We start from the raw sequence: 17,107 nt of genomic DNA, 5'->3' as shown, positions 1-17,107 counted from the left end.
ACCTCACCGCTTTTCCGATCCCAACTCCTTCAGAACGATGGCCATTCTCATCGACGAAAACACCAAGGTCCTGATCCAGGGCATCACCGGCAGCTTCGGCGCCCGTCACGCATCGCTTTCCCTCGCCTACGGCACCCAGGTGGTCGCCGGGGTCACTCCGGGCAAGGGCGGACAGAAGTTCGAGGATCAGGTCCCGATCTTCGACACCGTCGGCCAGGCCGTGTCCCAAACCGGTGCCACCGCTTCCGCGATCTTCGTTCCGCCGCCGTTCGCGGCCGACGCGATCCTTGAGGCGGTCGACGCCGGCGTGGAGCTGGTGGTCGCGATCACCGAAGGCATTCCGGTCATGGACATGATGCGGGTGAAGGAGGCGATGAAGGACTCGGGCAGCCGCCTGATCGGTCCGAACTGCCCCGGCCTCGTGACGCCGGGTCTCGGCGAGAAGAGTCACGGCGGTTGCCGGATCGGCATTGCTCCCGGCTACATCCACAAGCGCGGCAACGTCGGCGTGGTTTCCCGCTCGGGCACCTTGACCTACGAGGCCGTGTTCCAACTCACCTCGCTCGGCTACGGCCAGAGCACCTGCGTCGGCATCGGTGGTGACCCGATCAACGGCACCAACCACCTCGACGTGCTGAAGATGTTCAATGACGATCCGGAGACCGAGGCGATCATCATGATCGGCGAGATCGGCGGCAACGCCGAGGCCGAGGCCGCCCGTTGGGCGAAGGAGAACTGCAAGAAGCCGATCGCCGGATTCATCGCCGGTGCGACCGCACCTCCCGGACGCCGCATGGGTCACGCCGGTGCGATCGTCGGTGGCGACGAGGACACGGCGGAAGCCAAGAAGAAGATTCTCGCCGAGTGCGGGATCGCCGTCGCCGAAACTCCGAGCGACATGGCGACTACGCTGCTCGAGCGCTGGGGCAAGTGAACGTCCCCGTAGCGGGATCACGAGGTTCGCAGTTCCCCCTTCAGGGGGTTCTTCGAAGAACCTGTGGCTCGGCAGCCCCCTGAAGGGGGAACTACAAACACCCGTGGCGGGCTGCTGAGCCAGTTCTTACACCAGCTCCTGAAAGTGCTCTGACGCTTTTAGGATCACCTCCAAGGATAGTCGAAATTCTTTCCTTGGCGGCCTTGGCGGCCTTGGCGGCCTTGGCGTCTTGGCGGTTCCATCCACCGCCTTCGGGAAAAGGCCGCTCGTTCTCCGGAAATCGCGTTACTCCGGCCAGTCGAGGACGATGTTGTAGCGGAAGGTGCGGCTTTCCGGGAGCGTCGGGGTGTCGTCGTTGTCGATCTTGTCGTAGACGTTATTCGGCGGCGTGATCGTGGCGTCCTTGCCGTAGATGAAGTCCTGGTCCTCGACGATGCAGCGGTAGGCCTTGTTGAGTGCCAACGCGCGTTCGGGTGACGGGGCGAGAAGATCGTAAACGTCCCTCGCTTCGCTCAGTTTCACGCGGTCGAGACGGCCGTTGGTGAACCAGCGGGCGAGCATCTCGTCGTTGTTTCGGAACTCGCTGCCGCCACCGACGCGGGCCATGTAGGTCGCGATCTCTCCGGTCTCGTCGCCCTTGCTGGGTGCGTCAGGCATGCGTTTCAGGTTGATGTATCCCCAGCCCTTCGCGCCGTCGACCTTACGGGCGAAACTGAAGGTCTTGTCGATGGTCGAACCGATCGAGTTATGGCACCCCATGCAGGAGAAGTTCTCTTCGTAGGTGAGGGCCCGCAGGCGCCCTTTGGCATTCTCGATGAAGCCGCTGATTGCCCAGCCGCTGCCGTTGTCAAAGCCATAGCCGCCGAGAGAGATGTAGCCTGGGGTGTTGCCAGCTTCCTTCTCGAACGACTCCTCCTCATAACGCCGGGCATAGACCTGCTTCGGGTAGGCCTTGGCTTTCAGCATGTAGCGGACCTCCTTCATGCGCGTCGAGACTCCGATCTCGTCGCCCGGTCCGACACCGACGTAGCGCACGGTGTGGAGGAACTCGGTGCCTTGCGGGTAAATGTGAGAGTCGATGAACGATCCCGCGGCCGGTCCGACCCACGAGTCGAGCTTGGTGATTTTCGTGGCGGTGCCGAGCTCACCGTTCCCATCGAGGTCGGCGTTCACGATCACCTCGTCGACTGGCAGACACGTGATGGCATCAAGGCCTTTGATCTTCGCTTCGAGAATCGCCAGATTGGCGCGGTAGATGTCGCTCGAGGGAGCTCCCTCGGCATCGGTCCGGAAAGGTTCACCCATCCGGATCATGACGTCGTCGGTCGAGCCGTTGGTCGGCCAGAATGTGCTCGGCATCGGCTTGTAGTTGAAGCTGACCCAGCCGCTGCCGTCTTTGGCGAAGCCATTCTCATCGAAGGCACCGGCGCCGAGCTGAAGATTCTTCAGGTCGGGAATCCAGCCCTTGAAGCCTGCCTCTTTGAGCCGACCGGGCAGCTCGGTGTAGTTGTCCTCACCGATGTAGCCGAGGATTTCCTCGTCGCTGATCTTCGCGATGCGTCCGGTGCGGTCTTCGAGAAGGTTGTTCCAGTGGTTGGTGAGGCCGAGATCGCTGAACGAGTAGTCCCGCTGGAGGTCACCGTCGTTCATCACGTTTTCACGGCCCTCGATGGTGTCCTGGTGGCAGACGAAGCACGGATTGTGACGTGCTTCGTGCCGTGTGTAGCACTGGGGCGGAATCGGGGCTTCCGGATTGGAAATGTAGTGCTTCGGGTGGATCGGAGGAGTCTTCGGGATCACGTCGTCCGTGGTCCGGAGATACTCGATGAGTTCCTTGCGGAGCGCCTCCGGGTCGTAGTCTTTCGGATTGGTGGAGCGTGACTCGAACGGATCGCTGGCGTGGCAGATGCCGACCGAAACGAAGAGCAGGAGCGGGGAGATTCTGGGCTTCATGGGACGCGGAGGAACTTCCGAAAGGAGTTGCGGTATCGGGAATCCGGGAGCTGCAACGATTTCGAAACAGGAGCGGGTGAAGAGAGAACGGGGGCGGGTCTCGCGACCCGCCCCCGAGGTATCGAACTCAAACGAAAGTCAGAATCATTCGCCGAATGGAGCCTCGGCGGCGTCGAGCTGCTCGACGAATTCCTGATTCGGGATCGGGGTCACGTTGAAGATCCAGACCGCGTCACCGAATCCGTTCGGAACGTTGTCGAGGTTGGTGCTGTCCGGGTGCTGGACGCAGACCGCGAACTCGCTCTTGATGACGGGGTTCCAAATCATGCCGGTGGCTTCCGCGCCGTCGACCTGGATGGTCATGAAGTGGTCAACCGACTCGCCGACACCGTCGTTGTCGGTGTCGCGGACGAACCAGATGTCGCCACCTCCAGGAGCGCCATTCGGAGCATCTTCGATGATGTAGATGTTGCCGAGGGCATCGATCGACAGGTTGTCCGGCGAATTGATGACACCGGTGGTCGGATCGAAGCCGACGTTTTTCGGGGTGCTGGTCTCGCTGGCGAACACACGCACAATCGCTGCTCCGGAAGGGCCGTCATTATGGCCCTTGTGGCCCTTCTGGTGACCCTTGCCTTGGCTGTTGCCCGGGCGGTTCTCGAGCATCTCGACCGAGTAGACCGTCTGCTCTTCAGTCGCGGTGAAGTAGATCACCTCGTTGCCATTGGCGAGCTTGCCGACGGCCATGTCCTCCGGACGGCGGTAAGGGGTGCCGCCTGCGGCGTCAGCGGCGCCACGGCCGGCGCGGCCGGGATCGACGGTCGGGTCGGGAATGCCCGGAAGCGGGGTGCCGGTAGCGTCGGTCAGGGGAACCCACGTGGCGGAACCGATCCGGTCGGGAGTCCAACCGGTCGGGGCGTTGACCGAGGGATCGCCAAGAAAGGCATCCACGACGAGCACGAAGGTCTGGCCGACGGTGTAGTCGCCGGGGGTGGCCATCACGAACTTGTAGATCGAGCCGGCGCGGTCCTCATCGACGAAGTAGATGGTGTCGTCGAACTTCTTCGAGAAGTTGATGCCTTCGTGGGACACGCGGGGGAAGTTGGTGAGCACGCGGGTCTGGATCTGGTCGGCGGGGGCGAAGGGGTTCATCACCTCGACGACGCGGCCGAGGCCGGACCACTCCTCAGCGAGGAAAAGGGTGCCGTTCGGAGTGAAGCGGCAGGGATCGAAGGCGCCGTAGTCGTTGGCCCAGTTGCCGGTGCCGTCGCCACTGAAGAGAACTTCGCAGGAGTTGTCGTAGACGCTGTAGCGGGTGACACCGGCGCCGACGAAGGTCTCGTGAGGGATGAAGAGGAATTCGCCACTCGGATCGTAGGCAAGCATGTCGAACATCGACGCGCTGGTGCCGAGGCCGGGAACCCGGACAATCGACTGAAGCGGGCTGAGGACTGCGTCCTCGACCTCGCGCATGCTGACGGCATTCTTCTGGCTGATGCCGGTCGGGGTGACCCACGGCGAGGCGAGTTCCTCAAGACCGTTCGGGGGAACGACGAGGGCCGACTCGGTGAGCGGGGTGAACCAGGTGTCGGTGCCCGCAGCCGCGGTGCCGACGAGAGCTGCCGTAAGGGCGAGCTGGGTGCGGATGGAAGTTTTCATTCGGAATGAAGCATTGTTGGTTTGTTCGACGGGGATGCGGGCGGGGTGCCCACGCGCGTCGGTCGTCATGCATCATTTCCGGATTCAGGCCGCATCCTTTTCGTTGTGGCGAAATTCTCACGTGGCAATTACGTCGCTTCTAGTGGTTCCGGGGGCGTCCGGAAGTGACGAGTTGGTGACGCGGAAGTGGCAATGTTGACGGAGCCTCTCGAAGGCGCTCGGTTGGAGGGTTGGTCAGCTCGTCGGGCATCCTCCGTTCTTCCGGATTCGATCGGCGGCATCACTAATCTCTTCCTTCGTCTCGGAGTCGATCCGTTCCAGATTCCTGAGCTGCATCGTCATCCGCTGATTGCCTTGGAGGCGTGACTCGTTGCGGATGAGGAAGTCCCAGTAGAGGGTGGTGAACGGGCAGGCGTCGTCGCCCGTCCGCTTCGCCGGATCAAAGCGGCATCCAGAGCAGTAGTTGCTCATCCGCTGGATGTATTTGCCAGTGGCGCAGTAGGGCTTGGAGGCCATCGCGGCGCCGTCGGCGAACTGCGACATTCCGAGGGTGTTCGGAAGCTCGACCCACTCGACGGCATCGACGTAGATGCAGAGATACCACTCGTGGACCTTCCGGGGATCGACCCCGAGCAGCATTGCGTAGAGTCCGGTGACCATCAGGCGCTGGATGTGATGGGCGTATCCGTGCTCCAGGGTCTGGCCGATCGCCTGACGCAGGCAGTTCATCTCGGTGTTGCCATCCCAATAGAAGTCGGGCAGCGATTCCCCTGCATCGAGCGCATTGCGTTCGATGTAGTCCGGCATGTGGAGCCAGTAGATTCCGCGGACATATTCCCGCCAGCCGAGGATCTGACGGATGAATCCTTCGGTCGCCGCGAGCGGAGTCTTGCCGTCGCGGTAGGCGCTTTCCGCCGCCTCGATCACTTCCCTGGGGTGGAGGAGTTTCAGATTGAGGGATGAGGAGATCAGCGAGTGGTTGAGGAAGGGTTCGTCCGTCCACATCGCGTCCTGATGATCGCCGAAGTTGGGCAGCCTCTCTTCGATGAACGAGCGAAGCTGGGCCAAGGCGGAGCGTCGAGTGACCGGCCAGTTGAAGGATTCGAGGGAGCCGGGATGATCGGGGAAGGTTTTCTTGACGAGTTCGACAACCTCCTCGGTGATGGTGTCGGGGCGCGACTCGGTGGGGGTGGGAATCTCCCCGGGGCCGGCCTTGCCGAAGCTCTTCCGGTTCTCCTTGTCGTAGTTCCAATCGCCACCTTCCGGCTGGTTGCCGTCCATCAGGACACCGTGGCGTTTGCGCATCTCGCGGTAGAAATACTCCATCCGCAGCGATTTCCGTCCTTCGGCGTGTTTGCGGAAGTCATCGACCGTCGAAAGGAAGTGGGTGTCAGTGCGGATCTCGAGATCGGTGCCCAATCTCGCACAGCATCCCTCGAGAGACTTCCTCACCCGCCACTCGCCGGGCTCGACCATGATCACCTTTGCGGGGCAATGCTTTTCGATCGTCTTGGTCAGCTCGCCGGACAAGGTGCCCGAGTGGTCCGGTGCGTCGAGTTGGGTGTAGTCGACATGGTAGCCTTGTTTCTCCAGCCACTCGCGGTGATGTCGCATGGCGGAGAGGAACAGCGCGATACGCTGTTTGTGCGACGGGACATGAGTGGATTCCTCCGACGCTTCCGCCATCCAGATCCGGTCCTGTTTCGGGTCGGCATCGGTCAGGGCGGGGCTTTCGTGGTCGAGCTGGTCCCCGAGGATGACGATAAGGTGGCGCATGGGCAGGGGTAGTTTCGGAATGCGGCGTGTCCAGAGGCAATCCGGTGCGTTTCCGGGGGGGGAGCTGGACACCTGGGGCCGCCTGAAGGCGGAACTACAAACCACTGGAGCAGGCCGCTTGATGATGTCGGGAGACCACCCTAGGCTCCGGCCGTGATCTATCTCGATTCCAATGCGACCACCCCGATGTCACCGGGAGTGGTGGAGGCGATGATGCCGTGGATGACCGAGAAGTTCTGCAATCCGAACGCCTCGTATGCCGGTGCCAAGGAGGCGAGGAAGGCGATCGAGGCGGCCCGTGAACAGGTCGCCGCGCTGATTGGTGCGGAGCCGGACGAGATCGTGTTCACGGGCGGCGGGACCGAGAGCACCAACATGGCGCTCAAGTGGCTCGCCCGCTGGGTGGGGCGGAAGACCGGTCGCGTGGTGACCTCGGTCATCGAGCACAGTGCGGTGCTCAAACCGGTGCAGACCTTCGAGGATGTCGGATACGCGGTTGAGCGCTGCCCGGTGGATGCCGGCGCCAGATTGGATCTCGATGCCTTTTCGTCGGCCTGCCGCGCGGCACGCGAGGGTGGCGGTTTCGCATCGCTGATGTGGGCGAATAACGAGACCGGGACCATCCAACCGGTGGCGGATGCCCTGATCCATGCCAAGGAGAGCGGTCTGGCATTCCATACCGATGCGATCCAGGCGGTGGGTAAGATCCCGGTCGACGTCCGGGAGGTGCCGGTCGATTTCCTTTCGCTCAGCGGCCATAAGTTTCACGGGCCGAAGGGGGTCGGCGCGTTGTTCATCCGCAGCGGCTGCCGCTTCGAGCCGATGGTCCGGGGTGGCGGTCAGGAGTCCGACCGACGGAGCGGAACCGAGAATGTTGCCGGTATCGTGGGGTTGGGCAAGGCGGCGGAGTTGGCGCGACTGAGGTTGGAGCACGATCCTCATGGTCGGGTGACCGGCAAACTTCGTGATCTCTTCGAAGAGCGGGTGGTCGAGGGTTTGAAGGGTGTCACGGTCAACGGGGATCTGATCCACCGGTTGCCGAATACCACCCATTTGTCCTTCGAGGGGTGCGAAGCGGCGGGCCTGTTGATCCTGCTCGACGACAAGGGCGTCGCATGTTCGGCGGGGAGCGCCTGTATGACGGGAAAGATGAAGCCATCCCATGTCCAGAAGGCGATGGGCTTCTCCGACGCGAAGGCGAAGAGCAGCCTGCGCTTCGGTTTCTCCCACATGACCACCGAGGAGGAGGCTGAGAGGGCTGCAACCGACCTGATCGTCTCGGTGGAGAAGCTGCGCCGGGTTCAGGGTGGCAACACCGGACCGGTGGCGATCTATTCGTGAAGAGTCATCCCTCGGATTCATGAAACATCTCCTGCTTCTCTTCTTCGTCCTGCTGCCGCTGCATGCCGAGGAATGGAAACTGGTGTGGTCCGACGAGTTTGAGGGGACGGAGGTCGATCCGAAGAAGTGGGGCTTCCAGATCGGCAACGGTTTCTTCAACTACGATGCCAACCAGTGGATCCATGGCTGGGGCAACAACGAGTTGCAGTACTACACCGAGGACAATGCGGCGGTGCGCGACGGCAAACTGGTGATCACCGCGAGGAAGGAATCGCTCCACGGCTGCGGCTACACGTCGGCCCGGCTGAGGACGATGACCCGCGACGGCAAGCCGCTCTTTTCACAGTGCTACGGCAGGTTCGAGGTTCGCGCCAAATTGCCGAAAGGGCAGGGGTTGTGGCCGGCGATCTGGATGCTTCCGGATGACAATCCGTACGGCGGCTGGGCGGCATCGGGCGAGATCGACATCATGGAGGCCCGTGGCCAGGAGCCGGGCAAGGTGCTCGGGACGATCCACTACGGCGGCAAGTGGCCTGCGAACGTCCACTCCGGCGGCGAGCATGAGTTTCCGGAGGGCGAAGGCATTGACGGCTTCCACACCTACTCGGTCGAATGGGAGCCGGGAGAGATCCGTTGGTTCGTGGATGGCAAGAAGTTCTCGACCAAGCAATTCTGGTGGAGTGGCTCGAAGGGTGGCGAGCAGCCGAAGTCGGCGGCGGATCTGAATCCCTGGCCGGCGCCGTTCGACAAGCCGTTCCATCTTGTCATCAATCTCGCGGTGGGCGGGCAATTTCTCGGCAATCCCGATGCGTCCACGTCATTTCCCGCCGAGATGCAGATCGACTACGTGCGCGTTTTCGAGAAGCCCGGTGGTTACGGTGAGATTCCGGCGCGCGGCGAAGGCAAGTTGCCCTTCGAATGAGTGGATCGCCGGGTTTTCGGGCGACATCCCGGTGATCCCGCTACAGGGTCGGCCCATGCCGAACGCGTTGGCGAACGAAACTTCTCCCTACCTGCTCCAGCACAAGGACAATCCGGTCGATTGGGTGCCTTGGAACGAGGCCGCGTTCGAGACGGCCAGACGGGACGACAAATTGGTGTTCCTGTCGGTCGGCTACTCGACTTGCCACTGGTGTCACGTGATGGAGCGCGAGAGTTTCGAGAACGAGGCGATCGCGGCGGTGATGAACGAGCACTTCGTGTGCGTGAAGGTGGATCGTGAGGAACGGCCCGACATCGACGCGACCTACATGGCCTTCGTTCAGGCGACGACCGGGCAGGGTGGCTGGCCGATGAGCGTGTGGCTGACTCCGGACGGACGCCCGGTGGTCGGTGGAACGTATTTCCCGCCCGAGGACCGCTACGGTCGCGCGGGATTTCCCCGGCTATGTGCCGAACTGGGCCGGCTGTGGCGGGAGGACCGGCAGAAGATGGAGGCGAGCGCGTCGCGGCTGATGGAGCACCTGCGCAAGGAAAGTACGCCGGATGCCGTGGTTCGCGGGTTGCCGGGGGAGAAGGTGTTTGGGGACTTCATCGACCGCTGCGAGGCGATGTTCGACCCCGACTGGGGCGGCTGGGGTGGGGCGCCGAAATTTCCCCGTCCTGTCGTGCCGCGTCTGCTTCTGCAGCTTTCGGAGCGCTTCGGTCCGGAGACCGACGAAGGTGGTGCCTGCCTGCAGATGGTCGAGCGCACGCTGAGGGCGATGGCGGCGGGAGGGATGCACGACCACCTCGCCGGCGGCTTTCACCGCTACTCGGTCGATCGTTTCTGGCACGTTCCGCACTACGAGAAGATGCTCTACGACCAGGGCCAGATCGCTTTGCTCTACCTGGATGCGTGGCAGGTGACAGGTGAGCCGCTTTTCCGTGAGGTTGCCGAGGGGGTCTTCGAATACGTGCTGCGCGACCTTCGCGACGACGGCGACGCGTTCCACGCGGCTGAGGATGCCGACAGTGAGCCTGCCGCTGGAGGTCCCAAACGTGAGGGTGCCTACTGGACATGGGAGGCTACGGAAATCTCGTCCCTGTTGGATCCGAAGGCGGCGGCTTTGTTCTGTGCTGCCTATGGCGCTGAGGCGGAGGGGAATGCGAGGCCGGAGAGTGATCCGCACGGCGAACTTGAAGGGCAGAACACCTTGTTCCGGGCCGCCCCTGATGCCCTGCTGGGTGAACGATTCGAGATGGAGCCGGAGGAAGTTCGCGCGTCGTTGGAGCGGAGCCGGAAGATTCTTCTGGAGGCTAGATCGAAACGTCCTCTTCCGCATCGGGACGACAAGATCATCACCGCGTGGAACGGTCTGATGATTGCCGCGCTCGCCAGGGGGGCACGGGTGCTTGGTCGTGACGACCTCGAGCAGGCCGCCGTGGCGGCGGCGGAGTTTATCGAGCGGAACCTGCGGGGGAACGGAACAATGCTGAGAACCTGGCGAGGGCGTGCGGGAGAGGTTCCCGCATTTCCGGCGGACTACGCTTTCCTGATCTCCGGGCTTCTCGAACTGAACTCGCTGGAGCAGGGATCGCGCTGGCTGGAGTGGGCAATGGAGCTGCAGCGTGAGCTCGATGACCGCTTTTGGGATTCCGAAAGGGTCGGCTACGCGATGCGTTCCGAGCTTGGCGGCGAAACCCTGATGGCTTTTGTCGAAGACTACGATGGTGCCGAGCCCGCGCCGACGCATGTGGCGGCGCGAAACCTGTTGGATCTGGAGGCATTGACCGGCGATGCCGATTTCGGTCGCCGCGCCGAGTCGATCCTACGAGCGGGCTCGACCCGGCTGTCCAAGCAGGGCTTCACGTGTCCGGTTCTGGTCGGGGCGTATGACTCGTGGTTGCGCGGCGTTGTGAAAATGGAAGCCCGCGGCGAGTTGGATGCATCGCTGGCCGAGAGGGCCCGACAGGCATTTCTTCCGACCGCCGTCTGGACGAGGTCACTCGGGCCAGGTGAGATCGTTGCCTGTGAAGGTGAGGCATGCCGGCCGTGGCCGGCACCTTGATTACCGGCGCTCGCGTTGTTCGCGGATCAGCCGGACGACCAGCGAGGTCCATCCGGTCTGGTGGGAGGCACCGAGTCCTTCGCCGGTTTCGGCATGGAAGTACTCGTGGAAGAGCAGCAGGTTCTGCCACGAAGGATCGTCGGCGTAACGGTGGGCGTCGCCGAAGCAGGGGCGGCGCCCGTCTTTGTCGCCCTTGAATAGCCCCATCAGGCGCTCCGAGAGCTCTACAGCAATTTCGTGCAGATTGGCCTGACGGCCCGAGCCCTTCGGGAACTCGATGGTGAAGGAGTCACCGTAGAAATAGTGATAACGCTCGAGTGCCTCGATGATGAGGTAGTTTGTGGGAAACCAGATCGGGCCGCGCCAGTTCGAGTTGCCGCCGAACATGTCGGTGTCCGACTCGCCGGGGGTGTAACGGACCTCGTTGCGCCGACCGGCGTGCTCGAAGATGAACGGTTTCTTGTCGTGGGCCTTGGAAAGCGACCGGATGCCGAACAGCGAGAAGAACTCGTCGGGATCAACCAACCGCTCGAGGCACTTGCGCAGTCGGGACGAAGGCGGAATCGCGAGCAGGCAGCGGCCGGAGCCCTTCTCGCCCGGCATGCGCCGGACTTTCAGGAAACGCGCGAGTTCCGGATGTTTCGAGAGGAACCAGTCGACGCGGTGCCGGAACCCCGGAAGGCGTTCGAAGTGTTTCTGCTTCAGCACGGTGACCGCGCACAAGGGCAGCAAACCGACCAACGAGCGGGTGCGGAGCGGAACCGGCGGGGAGCCGTCGTTGAAGATCAGCTGGTCGTAGTAGAATCCGTCCTCCTCGTCCCAAAGGCCGCGGTCGTCGTCGGCATTGATGGCTTCGGTGATGTTGACGAAGTGCTCGAAGAACTTCGACGCGATGTCCTCGTAGGCCGGATTGTGCTCGGCCAGTTCGAGTGCCATGGTGAGCATCGTGAGGCAGTAGCCACCCATCCACGCGGTGCCGTCCGCTTGGTAAAGGTGAGAGCCGTCAGGCAGGGCGTGGGAGCGGTCGAAGACCCCGATGTTGTCGAGGCCGAGGAAGCCGCCGCCGAACACGTGCCGGCCCGCGGTGTCCTTGCGGTTCACCCACCAAGTGAAGTTCAGGAGCAGCTTCTGGAAGCAGCGTTCGAGGAAGATGATGTCGCGGTTCCCCTTCGGGTCGGCGATTTTGTAGACCCGCCAGACAGCCCACGCGTGGACCGGCGGATTGACGTCGGAGAAATTCCACTCGTAGGCCGGCAGTTGGCCGTTCGGGTGCATGTACCATTCCCGTAGTAGCAACAGCAGCTGGTGCTTCGCGAAGGAAGGGTCGATCTTCGCGAACGGGATCATGTGGAAGGCCGTGTCCCACGCGGCGAACCACGGATACTCCCACTTGTCGGGCATCGAGAGGATGTCCCGGGCGTGGAAGTGACGCCAGTCGTGGTTTCGCCCCCGCATGCGTTCCGGCGGAGGGGGCGGGGCGTTGCGGTCGCCCTTCAGCCATTCGTCGATGGCGTAGTAGTAGAACTGCTTGGTCCAGAGGAGTCCGGCGTATCCCTGGCGCGAGATCATCTTTTCCTCGGGGGTGGCTCCGTCGGGGATGATGCGTGCGTAGAAATCGTCCGACTCCGCGATCCGTTGCTCGAAGGTTTCCTCGAAGCCCTCCAGTCCCGCGATCCCGTTGTCGTCGGTGAGCTCGTGAAGCCGGCAGCGGATGGTCACCGAGCCGCCGGCGGGGACCTTGAATTTGTAGTGGGGGGCCGACTTGGTGCCGATGCGGCGTGGCGACACTGCCTTCTTTTCGCCGTGGACGATGAAGCGGTCGAAGCCGTCCTTCACGTATTTGCCCTGGGGTGCGATGCCAAAAACCGTCGGGTGGTTGGTTTCGTTCTCGGTGAAGAGCCACCGCGGTTCCTTGGGCGAGTCGGGCGAGTCGACGTGGAACCGGAACCTTCCCAGTTTGGGGTGGTGGGCGAGGACCGAGCCCTTGTCGTACTGGATCGTCGGTTTGGCGATCGGTTCCTCACGGGTGCCGGCCCATGACCAGACGTTGCGGAACCAAAGCGTCGGCAGGACGTGGATGTCGGAGGCCTTTGGGCCGTGATTGGTCACCGTGATCCGCCACAGGATGTCATTGGGCGAACGCTTCGCCACCTCTTGCATCACATCGAAGTAGCGCCCGTTCTTGAAGATGCCGAGGTCGGCCAACTCCAGTTCCGGGTCCTTCCTGGACATTGCCAGCGCCTTCTGTTGGAGCAGCGCGTAAGGGAACTCGGCCTGGGGATACTTGTAGAGCGCCTTCGTGTAGGAGTGGGTAGGAGTGGAATCGAGGTAGTAGTAGCACTCCTTGACGTCCTCGCCGTGGTTTCCCTCGTGCCCGCCCAACCCGTAGAGGCGCTCCTTGAGAATGGGGTCCTTGCCGTTCCAGAGTGCGGGTGCGAAGCAAAGGCGGCATTCGGCGTCACTCCAACCCTGCAGGCCGTCTTCGCCCCAGCGGTAGGCGCGCTTGCGGGCGTGGTCATGGGGAAAGGCGCCCCAGCTGAATCCGCTCGACGAGTAGTCCTCGCGCACGGTGCCCCATTGGCGCTCGCTGAGGTAAGGACCCCAACGGCGCCAGGGAGAATCCGCCATGACGGATTCCGCAAGGCGTTCGTGCTCGCGACTCATGTGGGAGGGAAGCCAGCAGAAATCCCGCCATCTGGCCAGCGATTCAAGGAATGACGGTTCGACGTCGGAAAAAGAAAAGGACCGGGCACCCTTGAGGATGCCCGGCCCGGTCGGGGGAGATTTGGGGAGGTGGTTACTCTCCGGCGCCGATCGAGTAGATCGTAGTGGTGCCGCTGACCTCGTTGGCGACGATCAGGAGCGGCTGGCCGGTCGGGCTTTTGGAAGCCGGAACGAAGTCGAGTCCTTCCGGTCCGAGATCACCCGCGAGCGGGAAGTTCGCCAGGTCGTCCTCGTCGAATTCGACTCCGAAGTCGCGGTTGATCGCGAAACCGGCGATCGAGACATCGGTCGGGTCGGTGATGTCGAAGACGATGATGGCACTGAAGCGCTCGAGTCCGACGAAGGCGTAGGTGCAATCATCGATGGTGCCGACCTCCACCGACTCCGGCTCGGCGCCCTTGGCGTCGGAACGGCTGTCGAAGCTGTCGTTCTCGTCGTGGGCGCAGTTGAAGTTCTCCGGGTAATTCTCCGCCAGATAGGTTTCGATCATGTCGCCGCTGTCGAAGACAAGATGGCCGTCGGCGTCGAAGATCGAGAACGAGCGGGTGCCGAAGTGGTAGAGCTCGTCGTAGTCGCCGTCACCGTCGATGTCGCCTTCGGTCGTGATGCCGTCGAGGCGGCCGATGTTCTCATCCTCCTGCAGGACGTCTGCCAGCGGGAAGGCGCTTGGATCGAGGTCGAGGTCCTTGATGCGGTCCTCGTCGATGTAGTCGCCCCATTCGCGGGCATCGCCTTCATTGGCGGTGAGGAAGTAGGTTTGCTCGCTACGTCCGAGGCCGAAGCGGCCCGGCGTGCCGCCGACGGTGTAGGTCGCGATGCCATCGGGCATGAACAGGCCGAAGACCGGCCAGTTCGCGATGTTGATCATGTCGTCCCGGTCGGACGCGTCGAAGGCGTATCCGAGCAGGCCGTGATTGATCCGGCCGAGGGGAAGGATCGAGTCGACCGACTTGCGGAGGAGGTCGATCTTGGCCACGGCGTTGTTCTCCTGGCAGCTGACGAAGGCGTATCGGCCTTCGATGGCGACGAACTCCGGTTCGAGGTCCTGGGCGATCGTGGTGCCTTCAGGGCCGGTGATGCGGACCCCGACGACGTCGGCTTCCGTGAGGTGGGAAAAGGTCACCTCGGTGTGGCGGCGTTTGCGGCCGCGCATCTCGATGATCGAGACCGAACCTTCCGGATCGAACGAATAGTCTTCTGTCGGCTCGGCCTCGTTGGCGACGACGATCATCCTGCCCGACTTGTCGTAGGTCAGCATGTCAGGCAGGTAGCCGACCGTGACCGCATCGAGTTCGACGCCGTCGGTGGTCAGGAAAACGACGGTTCCGCGTTGGTCCTTCGAGCTGGCGCCGACCGCCACCGCGATTTCGTCCACGCCTTGCCGCGGGTTCACCGACACGCTGTTCGGGTTGCCGTAGGCGGAGAGGTCCACCGACTTGATGAAGACCGGGACCGCGGGGGTGGAGATGTCGAAGATGTCGATGCTGTCCGAGTCGCCGTTGACGACAAACATGCGTTGGCTGGCGGCGTCGAATTTGACGATCTCCGCAGCAGAGGCATCGAAAAGCGAAATCGGGTCGCCGAGGCGAACGGTGCTCAGCGGGGTGAATTCGAGCGTTTCGCCGGCGGCGGCGTGGAGGGTAAGGGCGGCAGTGGCCGCGAGGGTGATTCTTGAGATCATGGATGGGGTAGGGGTTGGGTCCGATTCGGGATCCGGCCCGTCTGGCCAGCTTGCCCGTTCGGGCGCTTTCTGGCGCTTCGATGGGTCATTGCAGAAGGCACGGATCGTTCCGATATCGTCACGGGTCCAAGGGCGTGATGGGGTCGAAGGCCCTGGGGATCCGACCCTCCGGGCTCCCTCAAAATGGGCGGAATTCGCAAATTTTTCGCAGACAAGTCGACCTGCCCGCGGCATTTTCGGAGTGAATGGGATCGCGAGCATCGGCTGAATGGAAACAATGGCTGTCCGACTACGGGCACCGATTGCTTGCATTCGCCCGCGGTTGGGCTCCGGCTCAGGCGGACGCCGAGGACCTCGTTCAGGAGGCGGTGATGCGCCTTTGGGGGGTCCAGCAAGAGCACGGCGGACATCCGCCGGACCTGCCGCTGGCCTTCTCGACGATCCGATTCTGCGGTCTCAACCGCCACCGCTCCGACAAGCGGCGACGGAAGCGCGAGGAGTCGATCATCTACCTCAACGATTTCGAGGATGTCTGGCTCGACCCGTCGGTCGAGGAGGACGAGGAGGCTTTGATGCTGAGGGACGAGGTCGACCGCCTCAGCCCCAAGCTGAAGGAAGTGGTTACGATGAAGATCTGGGGCGGGCTGACTTTCGCGGAAATCTCCGAGAGTTTGGCCATTTCCCCGAACACCGCCGCGTCCCGATACCGGTACGCACTGGAGCAATTGGCGCTGTCGATGCGCCGCGTGAAGGAGGCCCGCCATGGAAACGCCTGAGCAGATCGAACGCGCGCTGATGGAGCGGCTGGTGCCGCGTGGCTTCAGCGACCGTGGAGCCGCCTCGCTCGACGAACTGATCGACGAGCTTGCGGACGAAACCCCGGCTCCGGGCCAGCGCCGGACGCTGTGGTGGGGAGCCGCGGCAGCCGTAGCGTTGACCGCCGGTGTGTCGTGGGGCGTCTGGCCGCGCGTGCCGGAGTCCGTGCCCGTCGTTGGGATGGGTGGGTTGGCGGAGGTCGAATTGCTTTCCGAGAGTGTCGGCGTGGTTTCCACGGAGGCGGACGACCGACTGCTGACCGATTCCGACGGCAGTTTGCTGCAGGCTTGGAATGTGACGGTGGTGAACGAAGAGCTCTTCCGGGATGAGCAAACCGGCCATGAGGTGCGGGTGATCCAACCGCGGGACGAACTGGTCCTGATCCCGGTGACCGCTTTCTGATTCGAACCGATGAACCTTTTCCAACGTCTTCTGATGCTCAGCCTGACCGGCCTGCCGGGGGTGCTGGTTGCGGACGAACCTGCGGATGCCCCCGCACCCCAACCCCGTGCCATCAAGGCACCGGTACAGCCCGGCCCACCCATGCCGTGGATCGGGCTGGAGGTCGGTAAACTCGAGCGTGCGATGCGCGCCCACGTCAGCGACGTTCCCGAAGGAGTTGGGTTCCTGATTACCTCCGTTACGGCCGACGGGCCTGCGGAGAAGGCGGGTCTCCAGCGTTTTGACGTGCTCTGGAAGCTTGAGGACCAGCTGCTGATCAACGAGGCGCAGTTCGGCACGCTTCTCCGGTTGCGGAAGGCCGGGGATGAGGTCGAGCTTTCGGTGGTCCGCGCGGGCCATCACGAGAAAGTGACGATCGAGCTAGGGGAAGCCCCTCCGGCCCCGGTGCTGGCGGAGATTCCCGCCGCCGAGATTCCGCTCTATCCTTCCGGCATTCCGGGAATGCCGAAGACCATCGTCTACCCGCTCGAACGCACCGCTGAAGTTACCCGTGAGGACGGAAGTGTGGCCAAGCTCCACTACAAGGAGGACGAGCCTCAAGTCCTGATCGTCGATGCGGAGGGGGAAACCGTGTATGACGGCCCGCTGCGTAAGGACGGCAAGTTCGCCGTGCCGGAAGAGTGGAATTGCTCGGTTGGAGCCCTGCTCCGGACGATGCATCGGGCCAAGGGAGACGGCTGGAAGCCGAGATCGCCCCGGCCAAGGGTCGTGCTTCCGCCGGGGAAGACCGACAGCTGACGGACTTGATCCGAAAATGCCCGGATGGGCCTT

12 protein-coding genes are annotated in these 17,107 nt (G+C 63.0%); 7 read left to right on the top strand and 5 right to left on the bottom strand.

What is annotated here, in order from left to right:
* The first annotated feature begins 37 nt into the window (after positions 1 to 37).
* Positions 38 to 934, top strand: a complete 897-nt coding sequence (gene sucD / locus HAHE_RS01875) for a succinate--CoA ligase subunit alpha (RefSeq protein WP_338688101.1) — start codon at positions 38 to 40, stop codon at positions 932 to 934.
* Positions 935 to 1,219: 285 nt separating this feature from the next.
* Here the strand turns inward: sucD and HAHE_RS01870 are convergent, their stop codons facing one another.
* The 3 genes from HAHE_RS01870 to HAHE_RS01860 form a co-directional block, all read right to left on the bottom strand.
* Positions 1,220 to 2,887, bottom strand: coding sequence for a hypothetical protein (locus tag HAHE_RS01870; protein ID WP_338688099.1), 1,668 nt, complete (start codon positions 2,885 to 2,887; stop codon positions 1,220 to 1,222).
* A gap of 144 nt (positions 2,888 to 3,031) precedes the next feature.
* The gene (locus tag HAHE_RS01865) at positions 3,032 to 4,546 is read right to left on the bottom strand and encodes an alkaline phosphatase PhoX (RefSeq protein ID WP_338688097.1); all 1,515 of its coding nucleotides are present in this window, start codon (positions 4,544 to 4,546) and stop codon (positions 3,032 to 3,034) included.
* A 234-nt stretch (positions 4,547 to 4,780) separates the two neighbouring features.
* A complete protein-coding gene (locus tag HAHE_RS01860) occupies positions 4,781 to 6,322 on the bottom strand; it encodes a cryptochrome/photolyase family protein (protein WP_338688095.1) in 1,542 nt (513 codons plus the stop codon).
* Between the two features lie 153 nt (positions 6,323 to 6,475).
* Here HAHE_RS01860 and HAHE_RS01855 point away from each other — a divergent pair, with 153 nt between their 5' ends.
* From HAHE_RS01855 to HAHE_RS01845, 3 genes are read left to right on the top strand one after another with little or no spacing between them, the layout of a single operon-like run.
* Positions 6,476 to 7,663, top strand: a complete 1,188-nt coding sequence (locus HAHE_RS01855; RefSeq protein WP_338688094.1) for a cysteine desulfurase family protein — start codon at positions 6,476 to 6,478, stop codon at positions 7,661 to 7,663.
* Positions 7,664 to 7,682: 19 nt separating this feature from the next.
* The gene (locus tag HAHE_RS01850; protein ID WP_338688092.1) at positions 7,683 to 8,585 is read left to right on the top strand and encodes a glycoside hydrolase family 16 protein; all 903 of its coding nucleotides are present in this window, start codon (positions 7,683 to 7,685) and stop codon (positions 8,583 to 8,585) included.
* A gap of 55 nt (positions 8,586 to 8,640) precedes the next feature.
* A complete protein-coding gene (locus tag HAHE_RS01845) occupies positions 8,641 to 10,653 on the top strand; it encodes a thioredoxin domain-containing protein (RefSeq protein ID WP_338688089.1) in 2,013 nt (670 codons plus the stop codon).
* Here the strand turns inward: HAHE_RS01845 and HAHE_RS01840 are convergent, their stop codons facing one another.
* Together HAHE_RS01840 and HAHE_RS01835 are read right to left on the bottom strand one after the other, a co-directional pair.
* Positions 10,654 to 13,281 (bottom strand): MGH1-like glycoside hydrolase domain-containing protein, encoded by a 2,628-nt coding sequence (locus HAHE_RS01840; protein ID WP_338688086.1) that lies wholly within the window; start codon positions 13,279 to 13,281, stop codon positions 10,654 to 10,656.
* A gap of 169 nt (positions 13,282 to 13,450) precedes the next feature.
* Positions 13,451 to 15,058, bottom strand: a complete 1,608-nt coding sequence (locus HAHE_RS01835; RefSeq protein WP_338688084.1) for a choice-of-anchor I family protein — start codon at positions 15,056 to 15,058, stop codon at positions 13,451 to 13,453.
* 245 nt (positions 15,059 to 15,303) lie between these two features.
* On the opposite strand from HAHE_RS01835, the gene HAHE_RS01830 reads away from it, so the two are divergent.
* Genes HAHE_RS01830 through HAHE_RS01820 form a run of 3 tightly spaced genes read left to right on the top strand, consistent with a single transcriptional unit; the run spans position 15,304 to position 17,074 of the window.
* Positions 15,304 to 15,834 carry a sigma-70 family RNA polymerase sigma factor gene (locus HAHE_RS01830; RefSeq protein ID WP_338688083.1) on the top strand — a complete coding sequence of 177 codons (531 nt, stop codon included), beginning with the start codon at positions 15,304 to 15,306 and terminating at the stop codon, positions 15,832 to 15,834.
* A complete protein-coding gene (locus HAHE_RS01825; RefSeq protein ID WP_338688082.1) occupies positions 15,821 to 16,276 on the top strand; it encodes a hypothetical protein in 456 nt (151 codons plus the stop codon). The genes HAHE_RS01830 and HAHE_RS01825 overlap by 14 nt, the downstream gene beginning before the upstream one ends.
* 9 nt (positions 16,277 to 16,285) lie before the next feature.
* Positions 16,286 to 17,074: a PDZ domain-containing protein gene (locus tag HAHE_RS01820; RefSeq protein ID WP_338688081.1), complete on the top strand. Its 789-nt coding sequence runs from the start codon at positions 16,286 to 16,288 to the stop codon at positions 17,072 to 17,074.
* The last annotated feature ends 33 nt before the right edge of the window (positions 17,075 to 17,107 follow it).

It is taken from the genome of Haloferula helveola, assembly GCF_037076345.1.
In the GTDB taxonomy this organism is placed as follows: domain Bacteria; phylum Verrucomicrobiota; class Verrucomicrobiia; order Verrucomicrobiales; family Akkermansiaceae; genus Haloferula; species Haloferula helveola.
Note: the sequence above shows the minus strand (reverse complement) of the source record. Positions and strands in the feature narration are given on the sequence as shown.